This is a genomic window from Branchiibius cervicis (genome assembly GCF_042661605.1).
Classification (GTDB): domain Bacteria; phylum Actinomycetota; class Actinomycetes; order Actinomycetales; family Dermatophilaceae; genus Branchiibius; species Branchiibius cervicis.
In genome coordinates, this window is the sequence record NZ_JBHSWJ010000002.1 from 159,468 (window position 1) to 176,064 (window position 16,597).

Sequence of the window (16,597 nt, forward strand, 5' to 3'; positions counted from 1 at the left end):
GGGGACGGAAACAGGAAGGGGCCGGGTCGCATCGACCCGGCCCTCGTGGTACCCCGTGGCTAGGGCAGGTAGTACGTCGGGTTCGGCAATTTCACCGGCACCAGGGCACTTCCGCCGATGAGGTCGCTGAACTGGTCACCGAAGTTGGCGATGATCGTGTACCCCTGCGACTGCACGTGCGCGCGGGTCTGGCTCTTGTACTCGATCGTCGTGCACTTGGCGGCCGCACAGTTGATGTAACTCGGCTGCTCGCCCGTGGCCCACTTGGTGTAGTAGTTCTCGGCGGCGAAGCCGGTGTAGCCGACCTTGGCCAGGTTGCCCAGCGTTGCGTCCTTCTGGGCCGCGCCGCGACCGGTCAGACCGATCAGGGTGCATCCGGCCTTGTTCGCGGAGTTGACCAGCGCCGTCATCGCCGGCGTCGCGGGGAACTTCTGCCCCTGTACCCATACGTCCTGCAGGGCGGGGTCGAAATTGAAGTGCATGGCGTTGTCTTCCATGTCGTACGTCCACAACGTGGTGTCGTCCGCGTCGAGGACGATGGCCGGCTTGATGCCGAACCGCGAGCTCAGGCTGCACGCCGCGTTCAGCGCCGGGCTGATGGTGCCGGTCAGGCGGGTCAGCTCTGTGATGTACGGCGAGCTGGTCTTGTTCGCGATACCGGTCGCGTCCGCGTTGTAATAGGTCCGGATCGTCGACTTCACCGAGTCGATATTCGGAATGCCTTCTCCACCAACGGTTTTCCCGCTCGAACCGTCTGCCTTCATGGTGAAGTGCGTGCGCGGCGAGAGCCACGGCTCGCTCTTGCCCGGCAGGTCCGGGGAGGGCAGGTAGTAGGTGGGGTTGGGCAGTTTCAGCGGCCGATCGGCGTACCCGCCCTGCAGGTCGGAAAACTGGTCACCGACGTTCAGGGCGATGTCGTAACCCAGCGACTCGATGTGCTTGCGGGTGCCCGCTTTGTATTCCACGGTCGTACACTTCACGGCGGCACAGGTGATGTAATCCGGCTGCGCTCCAGCCCATTTGGTGTAGAAGTTGCCGGAGTTGAAGGCGGTGTAACCGACTTTGGACAGGTTGCCCAGCGTTGCCGCCTTCTGGCTGTCGCCGCGGCCGGTCAGGCCGAAGATGGCGAAGCCGGCGTCCTGCGCGGCCTTGACGAAGCTCACCATCCCCGGGGTCGCCGGGAACTTCTGCCCCTGCACCCACACGTCCTGCAATGCGGGGTCGAAGTTGAAGTGCATGGCGTTGTCTTCCATGTCATAGGTCCACAACGTGGTGTCATCCGCGTCGAGGACGATGGCCGGCTTCTTGCCGGACTTGGCGCTCTTGGCGTACATCGCCTTCAGCTGCTTGGCCGTCTTGCGCAGGAGCGAGGACATCTCATTGATGTACGGCGAGCTGGTCTTGTTCGCGATACCGGTCGCGTCCGCGTTGTAGTAGGTCCGGATCGTCGACTTCACCGAGTCGATGTTCGGAATGCCTGCTCCACCAACGGTTTTCCCGCTCGAACCGTCTGCCTGCATCGTGAAGTGCGTGCGTGGGGTGAGGAACTGGTCGGTGAACTGGCTCAGGCTCTTGACGGCCGCATCGGGGACCCGCGGGGTCGTCCGGGCGTCGGCCGTGCTGGCGAGGCTGAGCAACGGGAGCGTGGCTGCGACGACGAGCGCTGTCGCGGCTGATCTGGATCGGGGCATGGGTGGCGCACCACTTCCGAGTCGGTGTTGACGGACCTTCCGACGCTAGTACGGCGCTGCGGGGCTACGGGGTCTTCGCGCCTGGTCAATCGCTTGCACGTGGGAGCATCTATGCCGAGGAGAGGACCACGATGACGGTGAACGACGGCGAGCGACCGATCGAGGCGGGCATCCGCACCGATTTCAGCTCGCGGATGTCCTACGGCAGCTATCTGGAGCTGGAGCGGTTGCTGTCCGCGCAACACCCGATGAGCCAGCCGGTGCACCCCGATGAGCTGCTGTTCATCGTGCAGCACCAGACCACGGAACTGTGGTTCAAACTCGTCCTGCACGAATTGCGCGCCGTGCGCACCTATCTCGAGGCCGACGACGTCAGCCGGGCCCGCAAGGCGTTGGCCCGGGTCAAGCACATCTTCCGCACGCTGGCCGAGCAGTGGTCGGTGCTGGCGACCCTCACTCCGAGCGAATACGCGGAGTTCCGCGGCTTCCTGGGCTCATCCTCCGGTTTCCAGTCCTACCAGTACCGGGCCGTCGAGTTCATCCTGGGCAACAAGAACGCCGGCATGCTGCGGGTCTTCGCCGAGCAGCCGGAGGCGCAGGCCGAGTTGCAGGAGCTGTTGGAGACGCCGACGGTCTACGACGCATTCCTGCGGTACCTCGCCAGGCACGGGCACGACGTACCCGCATCCGTCCTCGAGCGGGACGTGACACGGGCGTGGGTGCAGGACGACGTGCTACTGCCGGTCTTCGAGCGCATCTACGAGGACACCAGTAGTCAGTGGGCCGAGTACGCCGCCTGCGAGGACCTGGTCGACCTGGAGGACGCGTTCCAGTTCTGGCGGTTCCGGCACTTGCGTACGGTGCAGCGCACGATCGGTTTCAAGACGGGCACCGGCGGTAGCTCCGGCGTGGACTTCCTGCGCCGGGCCCTGGACCTGACGTTCTTCCCCGAGCTGTACGCGGTGCGCACACTGATCGGTCGGTAGGTCGACCGGTTGAGGTCCGGTGCATCCTGCGGGGCCCGTGCACCGGAGAAGTTGGTGGGTGCCTGCTGGCATCCGCTACCTATTCCGAGGAGTCCCTCTGATGAAAACGCGTCACCTCGTACCAGTCGCCGTTGCCGTCGCACTGGCGGTGCCTGCGCTCGCGGCCGCTCCGGCATCGGCCCAGACCAAGGCCGCTGTGCCCACCGCAGGCAGCCGCAGCCTGGCCGCCTACCTGACCGCGGGCGGTGTCGGATTCGACAACAACCCCTACGACTACGACATCGTGACCGCTGCGGTCCTCGCCGTGGTGAAGGCCAAGCCGACCAGCCCCGTCGCCCTCCTCGCGGACGGGAACGTGCCGTTGACGGCGTTCCTGCCGGAGGACTTCGCCTTCCGGAATCTGGTGCATGACCTGACCGGCAAGTGGGTCCGCTCCGAGCAGCAGGTCTTCAACGTCGTCAGCAGTCTCGGGATCGACACCATCGAGCAGATCCTGGAGTACCACGTGGTGCCGGGCAAAACGATCGACGCCGTGACCGCTTTGCGCTCGGACAACGCGGTCCTGCCCACGGCGCTAGCGGGCAAGACGTTCACCGTCGATGTCCTCAAGCCGCTGCCGTTGATCCGGCTGAAGGACAACGACCCGAACACCGCCGACCCGTTCGTGAACCTGTTCCAGCTCAACCTCAACTACGGCAACAAGCAGATCGCGCACGGCATCACCGCGGTGCTGCGTCCCGCTGATCTCTGACCCATCCGCTGACGAAGGTACGCCGTGCGCTCGCGTCCGCGTTTCGGCGTACCTTCGTCGGCCACACCCTCGGCATCCGCTTTGTGTGGTTGGCTGAGCGGCGTGTCGGCGCAGGGGGACTCGCGCGCGGACGCCGAACTGTCCGCCCGTTTGGTGTCCGGGGATCCTGACGCGCTCGCGGAGATGTTCCGGCGCTGGGGAACGCTGGTGCACACCATCGCCCGCCGGGCGCTAGAGGACGCCCAGGACGCCGAGGACGTGACCCAGCAGGTGTTCCTGTCGGCGTGGCGAAGCCGGCACACCCTGGTGCCCGGCCGGGGTTCACCGGCCGCGTGGCTGGTCGCCATCACCAAGCACCGGATCGCCGATCTGCGGGCCGAGCGGCACCGCGCGCGACGCAACGCGGACGCGGTGGCGGCCGGATCGACGTACCCGCAGGTCGACGACGCGGCCCAACGCATCTTCCTGTTGCACGAGTTGGAGAGGTTGGGGGATCCACGCGCCGCGGTGCTACGAATGGCCATCGTGGAGGACCGGCCGTACGCGGAGATCAGCGAACGACTCGGTATCCCGCTGGGTACCGTCAAGAGTCACGTCCGCAGAGGACTGCTCGAACTACGGAGGCGGTTGAAGGAGGAGAGCAGCGATGGCGCACCCTGACGACGACATCCTGGCTGCCGCCGCCCTCGGCGAGAACCTGCCTGATGACGTGCGCGACCACATCGGCGCGTGCGATCAGTGCGGCGTCTCGGTGCAGGAATTCCGGGATCTGCTCTCTGTCGCCTACGGTGCGCCCGACGACGCCGAATGGCTGGCACCGCCGGCGTCGGTGTGGGCGGCCATCCAGTCGGAGACGGGTGCGGTTGCTCGACGGCGATCCTGGCCCCGCAAGCTCGCAATGGCAGCAGCCGTGGCCGTCGTGGGCATTGTCATTGGGTTCGGCGCGGGCCGTCTGGTGGGGAGCGACGGTCCGCGATCGACGACGGTCACCCAGGTCGCGCTGGACACGTTGGACACCGGACAGCAGGGTGGCTCGGCCCAACTGATCGACTCCCGGTCCGGGATGGCGCTGCGCATCGATACCACCAAGCCGCTGAACGCCGGCGACGGATATCTGCAGGTGTGGTTGCTCAACACCGACGGCAAGCGCATGGTCCCGGTGGGTGTGCTGCGTGGTGAGGGCGTCGAGACCTTCCCGATGAGTGCCGGCCTGGTCAAGAGCGGCTATCTGATCGTGGACATTTCGCAGGAGCAGTACGACAACAACCCGGCCCACTCCGGTGACAGCCTGCTGCGCGGCAAGTTGACCGTGAGGTCGGCATGAGAGAAGACCCCGGACGCATCCGCCCGGGGTCCTCATGCACTGTCTCAACTCAGTACGTGCACCCGTAGGGATTCGAACCCCAAACCTTCTGATCCGTAGTCAGATGCTCTATCCGTTGAGCTACGGGTGCTTGTCATGCGACGCCCCACTCTAGCCGGTCGGGGCGGCAGTCGCTAAATCGAGGTGTAGCGCGGTGTCGGGATGGTGTCCGGAAGGTTTGGAAGCGATTGCCCCATATCCGGTACCAGATGGGTCAACCGCCGCTCGAACGCTGGGAGTGATCGAGCGTGTGCACTCGGCGTCACCACGAAGTACGACGGCTGGCACCACGAGCGCGATGCGACCAGCGGCAGTACGACACCCTGCGCTCGGAGGATTCGCGCGAGATGGAGGACGGCGGAGGCGAGGGTCGTCCAGAACGTATCCGCTATCGCCGCCGCGAGACGATGAGAGGTGACGTCACTTTGTATGCAATCGAGAACAGAACTATCAAAATGGCAATCATCGTTCCGTGCGACCCTCCTCCGCTCCACAGTCTCATTTCGAAACCACTCCCATCACGCAATGTCGGTCCAGCAAGAAGATACAAGATGATGCCGCAGCAGATGCTGACTATCGACACGGTGATAAAACCACAATGCGGACTCAGTACATTTGCGAGCGCGACGACTAAGGCTACTGGCAAGAACGGATATATTCTACCGCTATGGATCTGCTCTGGACCGAGCGATAGTCCGGGCCCGCTGAGCATCAGGAGTGCGAATGCGACCAGACTAAGCCATACCGCGTCGGCGCACATTTTCTGGCGCAGCGGAAATGGCGGAACCAATTCTCCGAGGACGTCGTAGCAGCTTCGAGCCGCTATAACGGAGGCTCCAATCGGCAACCATACTTGTATCAGTGTTCCTTCGGGCTGACCAGGCGCGAAAACTACGTCGCCGCGAAATACCTGTAGGACCAGTATGCCCACTACAAGGCTTACGCCAATGAGGGAGCCGCCGCGGGCGCGCGCGTACAGTAACGCGGTCTTCACCAGGTGAAGCCGCTCTCACGTGCTGGCCAGCCGGGCGGAGCGGTTACGCTTGAAAGATCACATGCTCTCAACGCGGCGGCTGCGTGCGCTACCCATTGCCGCGAGGCCGGGCCATTTAGCCAGGCGACCTCGGCCGCGCTAAGACCTGGCGTCATTGTGCCTGTCGCATCGTGCATAATCCACTCACCCGCAACTGTCACGGTTGCCGCGTACTTCTCGTCGCCAGCCAATGTGGCGCAACCCGGACCTGTCAGTACCCCCTGTGCGAGTTCGTAGCTGAGAGGAACGGGAGAGGCATCACCATTGGCGATGATGTATCCGGCTGATGCTGGCGGCGCAGAACCAGGGATAGACAGGACTCCCCACCGGGTTATCCGTGGCACTGAGCCAAGGCTGTCCACTGAGGTTATGTACGGCTTGAGGGCACGAGCCGTATCTTGTGCGTCAAAGGTTGAGTCCGATCGCACACAGACGGCTTCGTCACCTGTACGTGCACAGTGATCGGGGAATGTGGCCATTGTCCTGTACGCATAACCGTTCCCACCGCTCACGGAGCTAAAGAAGAGGAATACCACTGCGCCCAGACTCGCGATGGCCGTAGCGATTTTGGTTGACGCCAAGGCAGGCATCCGTCGAGAGACGTGACCGACAATCGCCATTGGAATGAGTGCCAGCACAAGAAAAGCGGCGCACCAAGCCATCAGTTTGCTCATCACAAGGCTTGAGTCCGCGGACGAACCGGTACTGCCGCCGATTCGTAGAAGACGGTCTAGGTGAAACGGTCGCGCCAGGAAAAAGGCAAGAAAACCGAGAATCGTTAGGATGAACGGGACGGCTGGCCCCTGGAGAAGCATCCCGATACACGCGCCCACGACAGCCGCTGCGGCGTACATGCAGGCCACGGGGGCCAGGAGAGCGAGCGTGTGCGGTACGACGATGCTGCCTTGCCGGTGCGCGTATACCTCGACCAGCACCACGACCAACGTAATGATCGTCGACGATAGCGCCGCGCAGAACGCCGGAAGTGCGGCGAACACTCCCAACCGGATCGGTCGTGACTGCGTCAACGTTTCACGTGCAGTCCCACCCGGAACGAAAGAGCTCGCGGCGTAGGCCGAGTATCCGAGGACACATGCGGCAACCAAGGGTGTCGATCCTACGGCCCAATCGACCGCACTCCCGGGCTCGCGAACCCAGAAGGTGTTTGTGCCCCTCGAAAAGACTGCTGCCATCTGTAGCACCAGCATTGCTGCGGTGAACAGAACCGCGGGTCCGTACCGCGGCGACCACTTCAAAGGGACCGCCCTTCCTCGGAGCCTTCGAGGAGCGCTATGAATTGCTCTTCGGAATCTTTCGGTGCACCGGTCGCCTCTATTAGCTCGACGGCTTCCGCCATACTTCCTTGATAATGGAGCTTGCCGTTATTGAGCACCAACATGTTTTGGGCGACACCCAAGAGATCCCCAAGGAGATGACTACTAATCAAGGTGACAGGAGCGAGTCCGCTCTTAACGAGCTCTCGCACGGACCTGCGCTGGTACACATCGAGTCCCGCGGTTGGCTCATCCAGCAGTAGCACCTCCGGTTGGGATAACAGGCCCCACGCGATCACTACGCGCCGAGCTTGGCCGCCAGAAAGGGATCCGCACTTCTCCTTCAACATGTCGGTGAGGTGCACCTTGTCGATGGAGTCTGCTATCCGCGATTCGCGGCACGAGCGAGGGACTGCTTTCAAAAAGCAGGAATACCTGAGGAAATCGTAGACGGAGAACCCGCGGGGTAGCGTTGCCGACTGAGGTACCAGTGATACCCTTTCCTGGATTGTTCGAATTGAAGAACCGGCAGGATCCCACTCAATTCGTCCAGACGAGGGGGCTCTCATCGTCGCTATCAATTCCATCAGTGTCGATTTTCCGGCGCCGTTCACTCCAATGAGACCCGTGACCCCCGGGCTGAGGCCAAATGAAATGTCACTGAGTGCAACACGACTACTCCGCGGGTACCTGTATGACACCTGATAAAAAGAAACTGACGTCATTTGCGTCTAATTTTCTGTGCCGCTGAGGTGTTCGCCTGCGCTTCGGCAGTTGTCCGGAGATAGAAATTCATCTTCGCAGACGTCGGCGGAGATGGTCCAATGGGAGGCAAGGACGCCACCCTGGGCGGGGGAATGTTGGTAGCGCGCGGTCAAATCTGTTTTGCTCTTCGTGTTCGAAGATCGAAAATTCTCGCTTAGCGAGCCGAGGTCTTCTTCTGTAAAATACGTCACGTGATATGTTGAGTTCGGGCCGAAGACATAGTGCCAGTAGGCCCGGTCGTAAAGATACCGAGTGCTGTCCACTTGCCACCATGTGCCACTCGTGCACCCACGCGACGTGCTGCCGCTGTATACGCAGTGGGCATAGTTCTTGGAAAGAGCGTTTGCCGACCCTGCACCCAACGCCATAAGCCCGCCTGTGACGGCTAGGGCTATTCCCAATTTCAGTCTTGTAGCCACTGAATCATTCCCTCCGCTACGATTGCGGCCGCCACGTGGCGACAGCTGGGCTGAACCTAACACGGCCGTTGAGGGTGTGTCGGCTTGCGACAGAGCTGGGTTTTTGAGGTCGGACGCGTTCCGGTCTGCGCACGTCTCGATATCGACCGTTGCGACAATTATTCACGCTGATGAGCCGATTTCCACCGAGCAGGAGGCAGAGTTAGTTCGTTGAGACCGGCTCAGATCGCTGCGGCCCCGGGATTTGGCAAAACAGGGGCATCCGCCTCCAAGCCCTTGTCAATGGGCGTGAGTGGCGGGGTCGGCGGGGAGCGAGGCGGGCTACGCGGCGTAGGGGCGGGTCGCGATACCGCCGATGCCGGGCCGGCAGGTGAAGACAGCTCCGGCCAGCGGCTGCTCCCCGTCCGGCACGTTCTCGCGGGTCGTGGTGATGAACAGCGTCCTGAGGTCGACACCGCCGAAGGTGCAGGCCGTGACGTTGGTAACCGGGAGCTCGATCACCTCGTCCAGGACACCGGCCGGGCTGTAGCGGTGCACCGCCGAGCCGCCGTAAATGGCCACCCACACCCCGCCCTGCTCGTCGACGCACAAACCGTCGGGCAGGCCGTCGATCGCAACGAACCGGCGGCGCCGCGTGAGACCCGTGGCCGACGACCAGTCGAAAATGTCGACCTGGCCGGTGGGAGTGTCGTTGTAGTAAGCGGATTCGCCTTCCGGCGACCAGCACAACCCGTTGGAGATCGTGACCCCTTCGAGTACGGCGCTCGCGGACCCATCGGTACCCAGCCGCCACAGTGTGCCCGCTCCGGGTGCCTGCGAGTAGGCCATCGTGCCGCAGTAGAAGTTGCCGTCGGGGTCGCAACCGCCGTCGTTGAAGCGGATCCCAGGGTCGGCCCACAGATCCGGTGCCGGCACGAGATCCGTCAGCGACGAGGTCCGTCCGAGGCTGAAACCACGCTCCGTGGCGACGACTGCGCCACCCAGCGATCGCGGCCGCAACGCTGCCGCCACGCGGCCGACGTGCACGCGGGTCGCCGACCCGGACGGCGAGAGGGTGAGGACGTCGCCAGCCAGCAGGTCGACGTACTTGAGGGCGGAGAACCCGTCGCGCCCGCCACCGTCATCCCACTCCGGCCACCACACCGGACCTTCGGCGTGGAATGCCTGCGGGGGGCCGACGGGTTCGGCGCGCACGGCTCAGACGTCCTCTGCCTCGACGGTGGCGGGGTCCCACTTGGACAGACCGCGCTCGGCCCAGGCCCGGCGCTTGATGTCGCGGCGCGCTTCGTCGCGGTAGCGCGGCGACAGGCGCTCGACGTAGAGGTGCCCGTCGAGGTGGTCCGTCTCGTGCTGCAGAGCGCGGGCCAGTGTCCCGCCGGTCGACTCGAGCACCACGGGATTGCCGTCGAGGTCGGTGCCGGTGACCCGGGCCCAGTCGGAGCGGGCGGTGGGGTAATGCTCCCCCGGCACGGACAGACAGCCTTCCAGGCCCTCGCTCGGATCGGGGTCGCCGGGCGGTACGGCGCCCTTTTCCAGAACCGGGTTGATCACCACGCCGCGGTGCTGCACGTCGTCGCCGTCTTCACAGTCGTAGACGAAGATCCGCCACCGGACGCCGACCTGGTTGGCGGCCAGCCCGACCCCGTTGGCGGCGTCCATGGTGTCGAACATGTCGGCGACCAAGGTGCGTATCTCCGGGGTGACCTCACGGACCTTCTTGGTCGGTTGGTGCAACGCCTTGTGCCCGATGATCGTGATGGGCCGGACTGCCATGCGGGTCGCGCCTCCTGCTGGTGAAAGACTCGGCGCTAGTCAATCACGGTCATCGGGGCCGCTTGGGTCCCACCACGGATTGCGGACTTCTTGTCGGGGCGCAGCGTCCTCCCGGCTGACGTTGTACGCCCGGACCTCGTCGCTGAATTCGTGCTTCTGCAAGGCCTGCGGCCCGCGCAGAATACGTTGGCGCAGTGAGCCTTTGGGCTCAGCGGCGGGCCGGGGCCGGTAGTCCGGCGACCGGCGTACGGGAACCTGGGTCGAGTCGAAGCGGTCGGCAGGGACCCGGCGAGCCGCTGGGTTGCCCTGCTCCCGGTCGCCGCGCATGCGCACCGTCACCGGTGCCAACTCCGGCGGGCGGACGCCGGGGTTGGTGATGTCGGGATCATCGGAGAGGAACTGCAGGCGCGGGTCGTCCTCGGGGTCGTGGGAGATGAAGATCTGGCTGCACAGGGTCTTGTAGACCTCCTGCGGCTGCGGCACCCACTCGATGCGGTGCAGGGCCTGGTCCTGGCCTGCGCTCTCCATGATGAACGTGCCGTAACCCAGCGCTCGGGCCAGCGGTGAACGGACGTACGACATGTCGGTGACCTTGCCCATCGGCATCATCATCGTGCGCCGGAACAGCACGCCCTGGCGCAGGATCAGCCGCTTGTCCGTCGCCACGAACCAGTCGAACCGGCGAGCGATCACCTGCCACATCGCGTAGAAGATCACCGAATAGAGCAGGATCCAGCACAGGTTGACCAGCCCGCCCCAGTTGGCGGGGGCGAGACTGTCGATCAGGAACGTGAGCACGATGGCGGTGAGGATGCCACCGATCGTGCTGATCCAGCGGCTCCAGTGCTCGTGGGTGGCGACGACGACGCGCTCGGTCGGGAGCAGGACGTCGCCCAGCTGACGCTGGGCGCGGGGGTCGACGAGCGACATGGCCCGGATCGCTCAGCCGTGCAGGACTTTGTTGAAGAAGTCCGCGATCCCGTGGAACCCTGCGACGATCATGTTCCAGACCGTGTGGACGATGTCGGCGGCCTGCTGCGGGCTCTGCACGATCGCATAGATCACGAAGGCCACTACGAGCAGCACCAGCAACTTCTTGGCGTTTGCAAGGGCCATGGCGATCTCCGGATTGACGGGTGCAGCAAGAATAGGCGCGGTTGCGCCACCGCTCAGTGTGCCAGAAGTGACGCGTGTGACGGCTGTGAAGGAGCCTCGGAGTGTCGGAATCGTCCCTGGGCGACGCGCTCGATGCCGCGACCCGCGGTGTACCCGTTGCGCAGTTGTCCGCCGCAGTGCGCCGGCTGAGCGAGCGTTATCGCCAGGAGTTACCTGCGTCGGCACCCCTGATGGGCTCGGCGATCGATGTCCTCGCCTATGCGGCGTACCGGATGCCCGCGACGTACGCCGCGTGCCGCGCTGCCCTGTCCATGGTGCCGGCCGACGTGTCCATCTCGTCCGTCCTGGACCTCGGCGGGGGCACCGGAGCGGTGGCGTGGGCGGTGGATGCGCTGTGGCCCGGTGCACGTACGACGATCGCTGAGCAGGTGCCGCTCGCGCGTGACCTGGGGGCTCGGCTGGCGACCGGTGGGCCGACGGTCACCGCAGTGCCGTGGCGTCTGGGCGAGTCGTTGTCGGTGGCCGCCGATCTGGTCACGGTGTCCTACGTACTGACGGAATTGACTGAGGAACAACAAGATTCGTTGGTATCGCTGGCCCTTTCCAAAGCGGAGTCCGCGGTGTTGCTGATCGAGCCCGGTACGCCCGGTGGTTATCAGCGAGTCCTGCGGGCGCGGGCGCAGGTGCTGGGTGCGGGCTGGCAGATTGCGGCGCCGTGTCCGCACGCGGCGCAGTGCCCGTTGGTCGCACCGGACTGGTGTCATTTCGCGGTGCGGGTGTCGCGGTCGGCGTTACATCGCCAGATCAAAGGCGGCGAGTTGTCGTATGAGGACGAGAAGTTCAGCTATCTGCTCGCCGTCGCGCCGCGGGTCGAGATGCCGGCGCCGTCGGCTCGGGTGCTGCGGCATCCGGTGAAGCGCAAGGGCCTGGTCGAACTGACGCTCTGTCGGCCGGACGGCACCGCCGGTCGCGAGATCGTGTCGAAGAAGCAGGGGCCGCGCTACCGCGCTGCCCGCGACGTGCAGTGGGGCGACGACTTCGACAGCAAGACCCAAAGAAACGTTTGACAGTTTGCGACGGTGGGTTCAGACTCTCAAGTATGTCTTTGGGAGATGAGTCGGCGGCGGACGATCGCCAGCGGACCTCGCTGCGGGCGATGGCGCACCCGCTGCGGCTGCGGATGCTGTCGTTGCTCACCGGCGCCGAGCTCAGTGCCAGCGAGGTCGCCCGCGAACTCGACATCACCCAGGCCAACGCCAGCTATCACCTGAGGGCGTTGGTCAAAGCCGGCTATCTGATCGAGGCCGGCACCGAGAAGATCCGTGGCGGCGTGGCCAAGAAGTATCGCTACATCGCCGGAGAGATGCCGGCGGACGCGGTGCGCCACGAGCCGACCGACGCCGAGTTCGAGCTCTGGCTCATCGCCCACCAGGCGGAGTTGCGGCGGCGCCTGCTGGAGCGCTCGCACGGGATCTTCGATAGCGATGCCGAGGTGTGGCTGGACCCGGAGGACTGGGCGCAGGCCCGCGAGCTGGTGAAGCAGGCATCGATGCTGGTGCACGATCGGGCCAAACCGCCGCGCAGCGAGGGTGCGAAGCGGGTCAACTTCATGGCCATCCTCTTCGAGATGGAGCAGTGATGCGGGTCAGCGAAGCGGCTGGAGTGCTGCAGCACAGGCAGTTCCGCTGGTTCTTCGCCTCGGGCGTGACCAACACCCTCGGCAGCATGATGACGCCGATCGCGCTGGCCTTCGCGGTGCTGTCGGTCGACAACTCGGCCGGCGCGCTGGCCAAGGTGCTCGCGGTGGAGATGACCGCCAACATCGTCTTCGTCCTCTTCGGCGGGGTCGTCTCCGACCGGCTGCCACGCCGGCTGGTGCTGCAAACCTGCCGGATCGCGATGGCCATCGTGCTGGGTGCGCTGGCCGCGCTGATGTTCACCGGGCACGCGACGATCGGTTGGTTCATGCTGCTGGGCGGCCTGGCGGGCGGCATCAGCGCCTTCTCCATGCCGGCGTTGCAGGGAATCGTCCCGCAGCTCGTGCCGGAGGGGCAGCTGCAGGAGGCCAATGCGCTGATGTCGTTCGTGCGCAACGGATCCAACTTCCTCGGCCCTGCCCTGGGTAGCGCGCTGGTGGTCGCGGGCGGACCGCAGTGGGCTTTCGTCATCGACGCGCTCACCTTCGTGGCGAGCAGTCTGCTGTTGCTGCCGGTGAAACTGCCACCGCCGGCGAAGGGTGCGACCAGCTTCATCACCGATCTACGCACGGGCTGGGGTGAATTCCGCTCCCGCACCTGGTTGTGGGTCATCGTGCTGGCGTTCTCGGTCCTCAATGCGATCCAGTCCGGTACGATCGGCGTGCTCGGTCCGGTCATCGCCAAGAGTCACGACTCCCTCGGCGTCCGCGGTTGGGGTCTCGTTCTCAGCGCCGAAGCCATCGGGATGTTGCTGATGTCATTGGTGTTGTTGAAGATTCGGCTGAACCGGCCACTACTGTCCGGGATGCTGGGAGTCAGTCTTCTGAGCGTCACGATCGTCCTGCTCGGTGTCGACCCGGTGACGGTCCCGTTGATGGCGGCCGCCGTCGTCGGCGGGGCCGGCATCGAGACCTTCGGCACCGGCTGGAACGTGGCGATGATGCAGAACGTGCCGGGCGACGTACTCTCCCGGGTCGTGAGTTACGACATGCTCGGCTCGTTCGTCGCGATCCCGGTCGGCATGGTGCTCTTCGGCTGGCTGGCAACGATCGCGCCCACGGAGACGGTGCTCGTGGGCGCCGGAATCGTCTATGCCGCAGTCGCACTCAGCACTCTGCTGGTACCGTCGGTGCGCACCCTCCGCCAGCGCAGCGAGGAGTCAGCCACCGAAGCCGCGTTGGCCCCGACCGACTGAGGCCCGTGCCAGACTGAGGCATGCCCGAGGTGAGCCAGCCCGAAGCGCCGCGGCACGCGTTGTCGATGACCGTGCTGATGACGCCGCAGTACGCCAACTTCAGCGGCAACGTGCACGGTGGCCAGATCCTCAAGCTGCTCGATGAGGTCGCCTACGCGTGCGCCAGCAAGTACGCCCGACAGTACGTCGTCACGCTCTCCGTCGACCGGGTGGTCTTCCGCCAACCCATTCACGTCGGCGAGCTCGTGACCTTCGACGCCGGCATCAACTACGTCGGCCGCACCTCGATGGAGGTCGGAATCCGGGTGACCACGGAAAACGTTGCGACACAGAGCATCCGGCACACGAACACGTGTTACTTCACGATGGTGGCGCTGGACGCGGAACGGCGACCGATCGCCGTACCGCCGTTCGAGCCGGTCAGCGACGTCGAGAAGCGGCGCTGGAACGACGCGATCCGTCGCCGGCGGGTCACCCAGGAGGTCGAGCAGGCGCTCGATCAGTCGACGACGCCGTAGAGCCGGTCGCCGGCGTCTCCCAGACCCGGCACGATGTAGCCGTGCTCGTTGAGGCGTTCGTCCACGGCGCCGGTCACCAGGGTGATCGGGATGGTCAGATCCGCCAGCTCGTCGGCCACGGCCTCGATACCCTCGGGCGCCGACAGCAACGTGACGGCGGTGATGTCGTCGGCGCCGCGCTCGGCGAGGTAGCGGATCGCCATCGCCAGGGTCCCGCCGGTCGCCAGCATGGGGTCCAGGACGTAGCACTGTCGGCCGGTCAGCACATCGGGCAGCCGGTTGGCGTAGGTGATGGCCTGCAGCGTCTGCTCATCGCGCTGCATCCCCAGGAACCCGACTTCGGCCGACGGGAGCAGCCGCACCATGCCGTCGAGCATGCCAAGACCGGCGCGCAGCACGGGCACGACCAGCGGCTTGGGGTTGCTCAGCTTGATCCCGGTCGTCGGGGCGACCGGAGTCACGATGTCCTTGGGCTCGACCCGCACCTCGCGGGTGGCCTCGTACGCCAGCAGCGTGACCAGCTCGTCCGCGAGCCGGCGGAAGGTGGGACTGTCGGTCTCCTTGTCGCGCAGGTAGGTCAGTTTGTGGGCGATCAGTGGGTGATTGGCGACAAGGACGCGCATGCCTGAGACTTTAGCCGTGGATTCGTCGCCGTACGCCGAGTGGCTGGGTCTGGCTCTGGACCAGGCGCGCGTCGCCCTCCCCACCGATGACGTGCCGGTGGGCGCAGTCATCGTCGACGCACACGGTCGGCTCATCGGGGCCGGTCCGAATCGCCGTGTCGCCGACGCCGATCCGCTGGCGCACGCCGAAATCGTCGCCATCCGGGCGGCCGCGGCGACCCTCGGCCATTACCGCCTCGACGACTGCACCATCGCGGTCACGTTGGAGCCGTGTCTGATGTGCGCGGGCGCGATCATGCAGTCGCGGATCGCGCACATCGTCTTCGGCGCCTGGGATCCCAAGGCCGGTGCGTGCGGGAGCGCCTGGGATGTCATCGAGCAGAACCCATCCCCGCACCGCGTGGACTCGCTCGGCGGGGTCCGGCGGGACGAATGTGCCCAGCTCCTGACCGACTTCTTCCGCGCGCGACGCCGTTAGCCCGGCCGGCTCATTCCTGCCAGGGATAGAACGGCGGCATGTCGCTGGACGTGCGCCCGGTGAACTCGGTGTCGCGCTTCTCCAGGAACGCTCGCACGCCCTCCTGGCCGTCGGCGAAGCTGGTGTAGTACATCGCCAGCGAGTCGATCCGGTGCGCTTCCATCGGGTGCGGCTGGGCGCTGTTGCGGTACATCATCTGCCGGGTCAACGCGATACCGACCGCCGAGCGACCGTCGATGAATTTGCGGGCCAGTTCGTACGCCGCGGGCAACAGTTCGTCAGGCTCGTGCAGTGAGCGGACCAAGCCACCCGCCAGGGCCTCGTCGGGGAGAGGATGTCCGCGGCGTACGTCCATTCCAGGGCGCGGGAGATGCCCACGATGCGCGGCAGGAACCACGACGAGGTGGCCTCGGGCACGATGCCCAGGCGCCCGAAGACGAAGCCGATCCGGGCTTTGGTCGAGGCCAGGCGGATGTCCATCGGCAGCGTCATGGTCGCCCCGATGCCCACGGCGGCGCCGTTGATCGCGGCGATCACCGGCTTGGTGCAGGCGTAGATGGCCAGGGAAACGCGCCCGCCGGTATCGCGCACACCCTCGAAGATCTCGGGGTCGTCAAGGCGCTCGGTCAGGTCCTGCACCGTCGGCGCCAGCCCCGGCGTGAGGCCGAAGACGTTGCCCTCCTTGGTCAGATCCATACCGGCGCAGAAGGCCCGCCCGGCGCCGGTGACCACGACGACGCGGGTGTCGTCGTCCGTGCTGGCGCGGGTGAAGGCGTCGACCAACTCGTTCGCCATGGTCACGGTGAAGGAGTTCAGTTGCTCGGGCCGGTTGAGGGTCAGCGTGCAGATCCCGTCCACGACGCTGTAGTCCAGGGTTTCGTAGTCGCTCACGGATCGATCATCCCGCACGGCGTC

Annotated in this window: 18 protein-coding genes and 1 tRNA gene; 9 read left to right on the forward strand and 10 right to left on the reverse strand. The window is 65.2% G+C overall.

The genetic code is table 11. The annotated features are described in order from the left end of the window. Nucleotides 1-59 precede the first annotated feature (59 nt). On the reverse strand, nucleotides 60-1,691 hold the full coding sequence (locus ACFQBT_RS01050; protein ID WP_377819979.1) for an HAD family acid phosphatase: 1,632 nt from the start codon (nucleotides 1,689-1,691) through the stop codon (nucleotides 60-62). 131 nt (nucleotides 1,692-1,822) lie between these two features. Here ACFQBT_RS01050 and ACFQBT_RS01055 point away from each other — a divergent pair, with 131 nt between their 5' ends. The 4 genes from ACFQBT_RS01055 (at nucleotide 1,823) to ACFQBT_RS01070 (ending at nucleotide 4,752) form a co-directional block, all read left to right on the forward strand. After that, a complete protein-coding gene (locus tag ACFQBT_RS01055; protein WP_377819981.1) occupies nucleotides 1,823-2,677 on the forward strand; it encodes a tryptophan 2,3-dioxygenase in 855 nt (284 codons plus the stop codon). 100 nt (nucleotides 2,678-2,777) lie between these two features. Beyond that, complete coding sequence (locus ACFQBT_RS01060; protein ID WP_377819982.1) at nucleotides 2,778-3,428, forward strand: fasciclin domain-containing protein; 651 nt, start codon at nucleotides 2,778-2,780, stop codon at nucleotides 3,426-3,428. Between the two features lie 102 nt (nucleotides 3,429-3,530). Further along, nucleotides 3,531-4,088, forward strand: a complete 558-nt coding sequence (locus tag ACFQBT_RS01065; protein ID WP_377819983.1) for an RNA polymerase sigma factor — start codon at nucleotides 3,531-3,533, stop codon at nucleotides 4,086-4,088. Continuing rightward, entirely contained in the window at nucleotides 4,075-4,752 is a 678-nt protein-coding gene (locus ACFQBT_RS01070) for an anti-sigma factor (protein WP_377819984.1), read from the forward strand. The genes ACFQBT_RS01065 and ACFQBT_RS01070 overlap by 14 nt, the downstream gene beginning before the upstream one ends. A gap of 57 nt (nucleotides 4,753-4,809) precedes the next feature. Here the strand turns inward: ACFQBT_RS01070 and ACFQBT_RS01075 are convergent. The 6 genes from ACFQBT_RS01075 to ACFQBT_RS01100 form a co-directional block, all read right to left on the reverse strand. Then, nucleotides 4,810-4,882: transfer RNA gene (locus tag ACFQBT_RS01075), tRNA-Arg, on the reverse strand. A gap of 2,194 nt (nucleotides 4,883-7,076) precedes the next feature. Next, on the reverse strand, nucleotides 7,077-7,823 hold the full coding sequence (locus tag ACFQBT_RS01080; RefSeq protein ID WP_377819985.1) for an ATP-binding cassette domain-containing protein: 747 nt from the start codon (nucleotides 7,821-7,823) through the stop codon (nucleotides 7,077-7,079). Nucleotides 7,824-8,603: 780 nt separating this feature from the next. Further along, the gene (locus ACFQBT_RS01085; RefSeq protein ID WP_377819986.1) at nucleotides 8,604-9,476 is read right to left on the reverse strand and encodes an SMP-30/gluconolactonase/LRE family protein; all 873 of its coding nucleotides are present in this window, start codon (nucleotides 9,474-9,476) and stop codon (nucleotides 8,604-8,606) included. 3 nt (nucleotides 9,477-9,479) lie between these two features. Then, complete coding sequence (gene def, locus ACFQBT_RS01090) at nucleotides 9,480-10,055, reverse strand: peptide deformylase (protein ID WP_377819988.1); 576 nt, start codon at nucleotides 10,053-10,055, stop codon at nucleotides 9,480-9,482. 39 nt (nucleotides 10,056-10,094) lie between these two features. Further along, nucleotides 10,095-10,985: a PH domain-containing protein gene (locus tag ACFQBT_RS01095; protein ID WP_377819989.1), complete on the reverse strand. Its 891-nt coding sequence runs from the start codon at nucleotides 10,983-10,985 to the stop codon at nucleotides 10,095-10,097. A 12-nt stretch (nucleotides 10,986-10,997) separates the two neighbouring features. Continuing rightward, a complete protein-coding gene (locus ACFQBT_RS01100) occupies nucleotides 10,998-11,171 on the reverse strand; it encodes a hypothetical protein (RefSeq protein ID WP_377819990.1) in 174 nt (57 codons plus the stop codon). Between the two features lie 101 nt (nucleotides 11,172-11,272). Here ACFQBT_RS01100 and ACFQBT_RS01105 point away from each other — a divergent pair, with 101 nt between their 5' ends. The 4 genes from ACFQBT_RS01105 to ACFQBT_RS01120 are packed head-to-tail and all read left to right on the forward strand — an operon-like array spanning nucleotide 11,273 to nucleotide 14,581. Beyond that, nucleotides 11,273-12,238: a small ribosomal subunit Rsm22 family protein gene (locus ACFQBT_RS01105; protein WP_377819991.1), complete on the forward strand. Its 966-nt coding sequence runs from the start codon at nucleotides 11,273-11,275 to the stop codon at nucleotides 12,236-12,238. Nucleotides 12,239-12,270: 32 nt separating this feature from the next. Then, nucleotides 12,271-12,810 (forward strand): ArsR/SmtB family transcription factor, encoded by a 540-nt coding sequence (locus ACFQBT_RS01110; protein WP_377819992.1) that lies wholly within the window; start codon nucleotides 12,271-12,273, stop codon nucleotides 12,808-12,810. Continuing rightward, nucleotides 12,810-14,063 (forward strand): MFS transporter, encoded by a 1,254-nt coding sequence (locus tag ACFQBT_RS01115; RefSeq protein ID WP_377819994.1) that lies wholly within the window; start codon nucleotides 12,810-12,812, stop codon nucleotides 14,061-14,063. The genes ACFQBT_RS01110 and ACFQBT_RS01115 overlap by 1 nt, the downstream gene beginning before the upstream one ends. 29 nt (nucleotides 14,064-14,092) lie before the next feature. Then, nucleotides 14,093-14,581 (forward strand): acyl-CoA thioesterase, encoded by a 489-nt coding sequence (locus tag ACFQBT_RS01120; protein WP_465252281.1) that lies wholly within the window; start codon nucleotides 14,093-14,095, stop codon nucleotides 14,579-14,581. On the opposite strand, the gene upp is transcribed toward ACFQBT_RS01120, so the two are convergent. Beyond that, entirely contained in the window at nucleotides 14,563-15,204 is a 642-nt protein-coding gene (gene upp, locus ACFQBT_RS01125; RefSeq protein ID WP_377819997.1) for a uracil phosphoribosyltransferase, read from the reverse strand. The genes ACFQBT_RS01120 and upp overlap by 19 nt on opposite strands. Here upp and tadA point away from each other — a divergent pair. Further along, the gene (gene tadA / locus ACFQBT_RS01130; protein ID WP_377819998.1) at nucleotides 15,203-15,682 is read left to right on the forward strand and encodes a tRNA adenosine(34) deaminase TadA; all 480 of its coding nucleotides are present in this window, start codon (nucleotides 15,203-15,205) and stop codon (nucleotides 15,680-15,682) included. The two genes, upp and tadA, sit on opposite strands and share 2 nt — an antisense overlap. 10 nt (nucleotides 15,683-15,692) lie before the next feature. Here the strand turns inward: tadA and ACFQBT_RS01135 are convergent, their stop codons facing one another. Continuing rightward, on the reverse strand, nucleotides 15,693-15,890 hold the full coding sequence (locus ACFQBT_RS01135; RefSeq protein ID WP_377819999.1) for a Clp protease/crotonase-like domain-containing protein: 198 nt from the start codon (nucleotides 15,888-15,890) through the stop codon (nucleotides 15,693-15,695). After that, nucleotides 15,887-16,573 (reverse strand): enoyl-CoA hydratase-related protein, encoded by a 687-nt coding sequence (locus ACFQBT_RS01140; protein WP_377820000.1) that lies wholly within the window; start codon nucleotides 16,571-16,573, stop codon nucleotides 15,887-15,889. The genes ACFQBT_RS01135 and ACFQBT_RS01140 overlap by 4 nt, the downstream gene beginning before the upstream one ends. Nucleotides 16,574-16,597 lie beyond the last annotated feature (24 nt).

Coding starts and splice junctions, on each gene's coding strand:
- ACFQBT_RS01055 (WP_377819981.1), top strand. CDS start 1,823: ATGACGGTGAACGACGGCGAGCGACCGATCGAGGCGGGCATCCGCACC.
- upp (WP_377819997.1), bottom strand. CDS start 15,204: ATGCGCGTCCTTGTCGCCAATCACCCACTGATCGCCCACAAACTGACC.
- ACFQBT_RS01095 (WP_377819989.1), bottom strand. CDS start 10,985: ATGTCGCTCGTCGACCCCCGCGCCCAGCGTCAGCTGGGCGACGTCCTG.
- ACFQBT_RS01100 (WP_377819990.1), bottom strand. CDS start 11,171: ATGGCCCTTGCAAACGCCAAGAAGTTGCTGGTGCTGCTCGTAGTGGCC.
- ACFQBT_RS01080 (WP_377819985.1), bottom strand. CDS start 7,823: ATGACGTCAGTTTCTTTTTATCAGGTGTCATACAGGTACCCGCGGAGT.
- def (WP_377819988.1), bottom strand. CDS start 10,055: ATGGCAGTCCGGCCCATCACGATCATCGGGCACAAGGCGTTGCACCAA.
- ACFQBT_RS01115 (WP_377819994.1), top strand. CDS start 12,810: ATGCGGGTCAGCGAAGCGGCTGGAGTGCTGCAGCACAGGCAGTTCCGC.
- ACFQBT_RS01070 (WP_377819984.1), top strand. CDS start 4,075: ATGGCGCACCCTGACGACGACATCCTGGCTGCCGCCGCCCTCGGCGAG.
- ACFQBT_RS01050 (WP_377819979.1), bottom strand. CDS start 1,691: ATGCCCCGATCCAGATCAGCCGCGACAGCGCTCGTCGTCGCAGCCACG.
- tadA (WP_377819998.1), top strand. CDS start 15,203: ATGCCTGAGACTTTAGCCGTGGATTCGTCGCCGTACGCCGAGTGGCTG.
- ACFQBT_RS01060 (WP_377819982.1), top strand. CDS start 2,778: ATGAAAACGCGTCACCTCGTACCAGTCGCCGTTGCCGTCGCACTGGCG.
- ACFQBT_RS01110 (WP_377819992.1), top strand. CDS start 12,271: ATGTCTTTGGGAGATGAGTCGGCGGCGGACGATCGCCAGCGGACCTCG.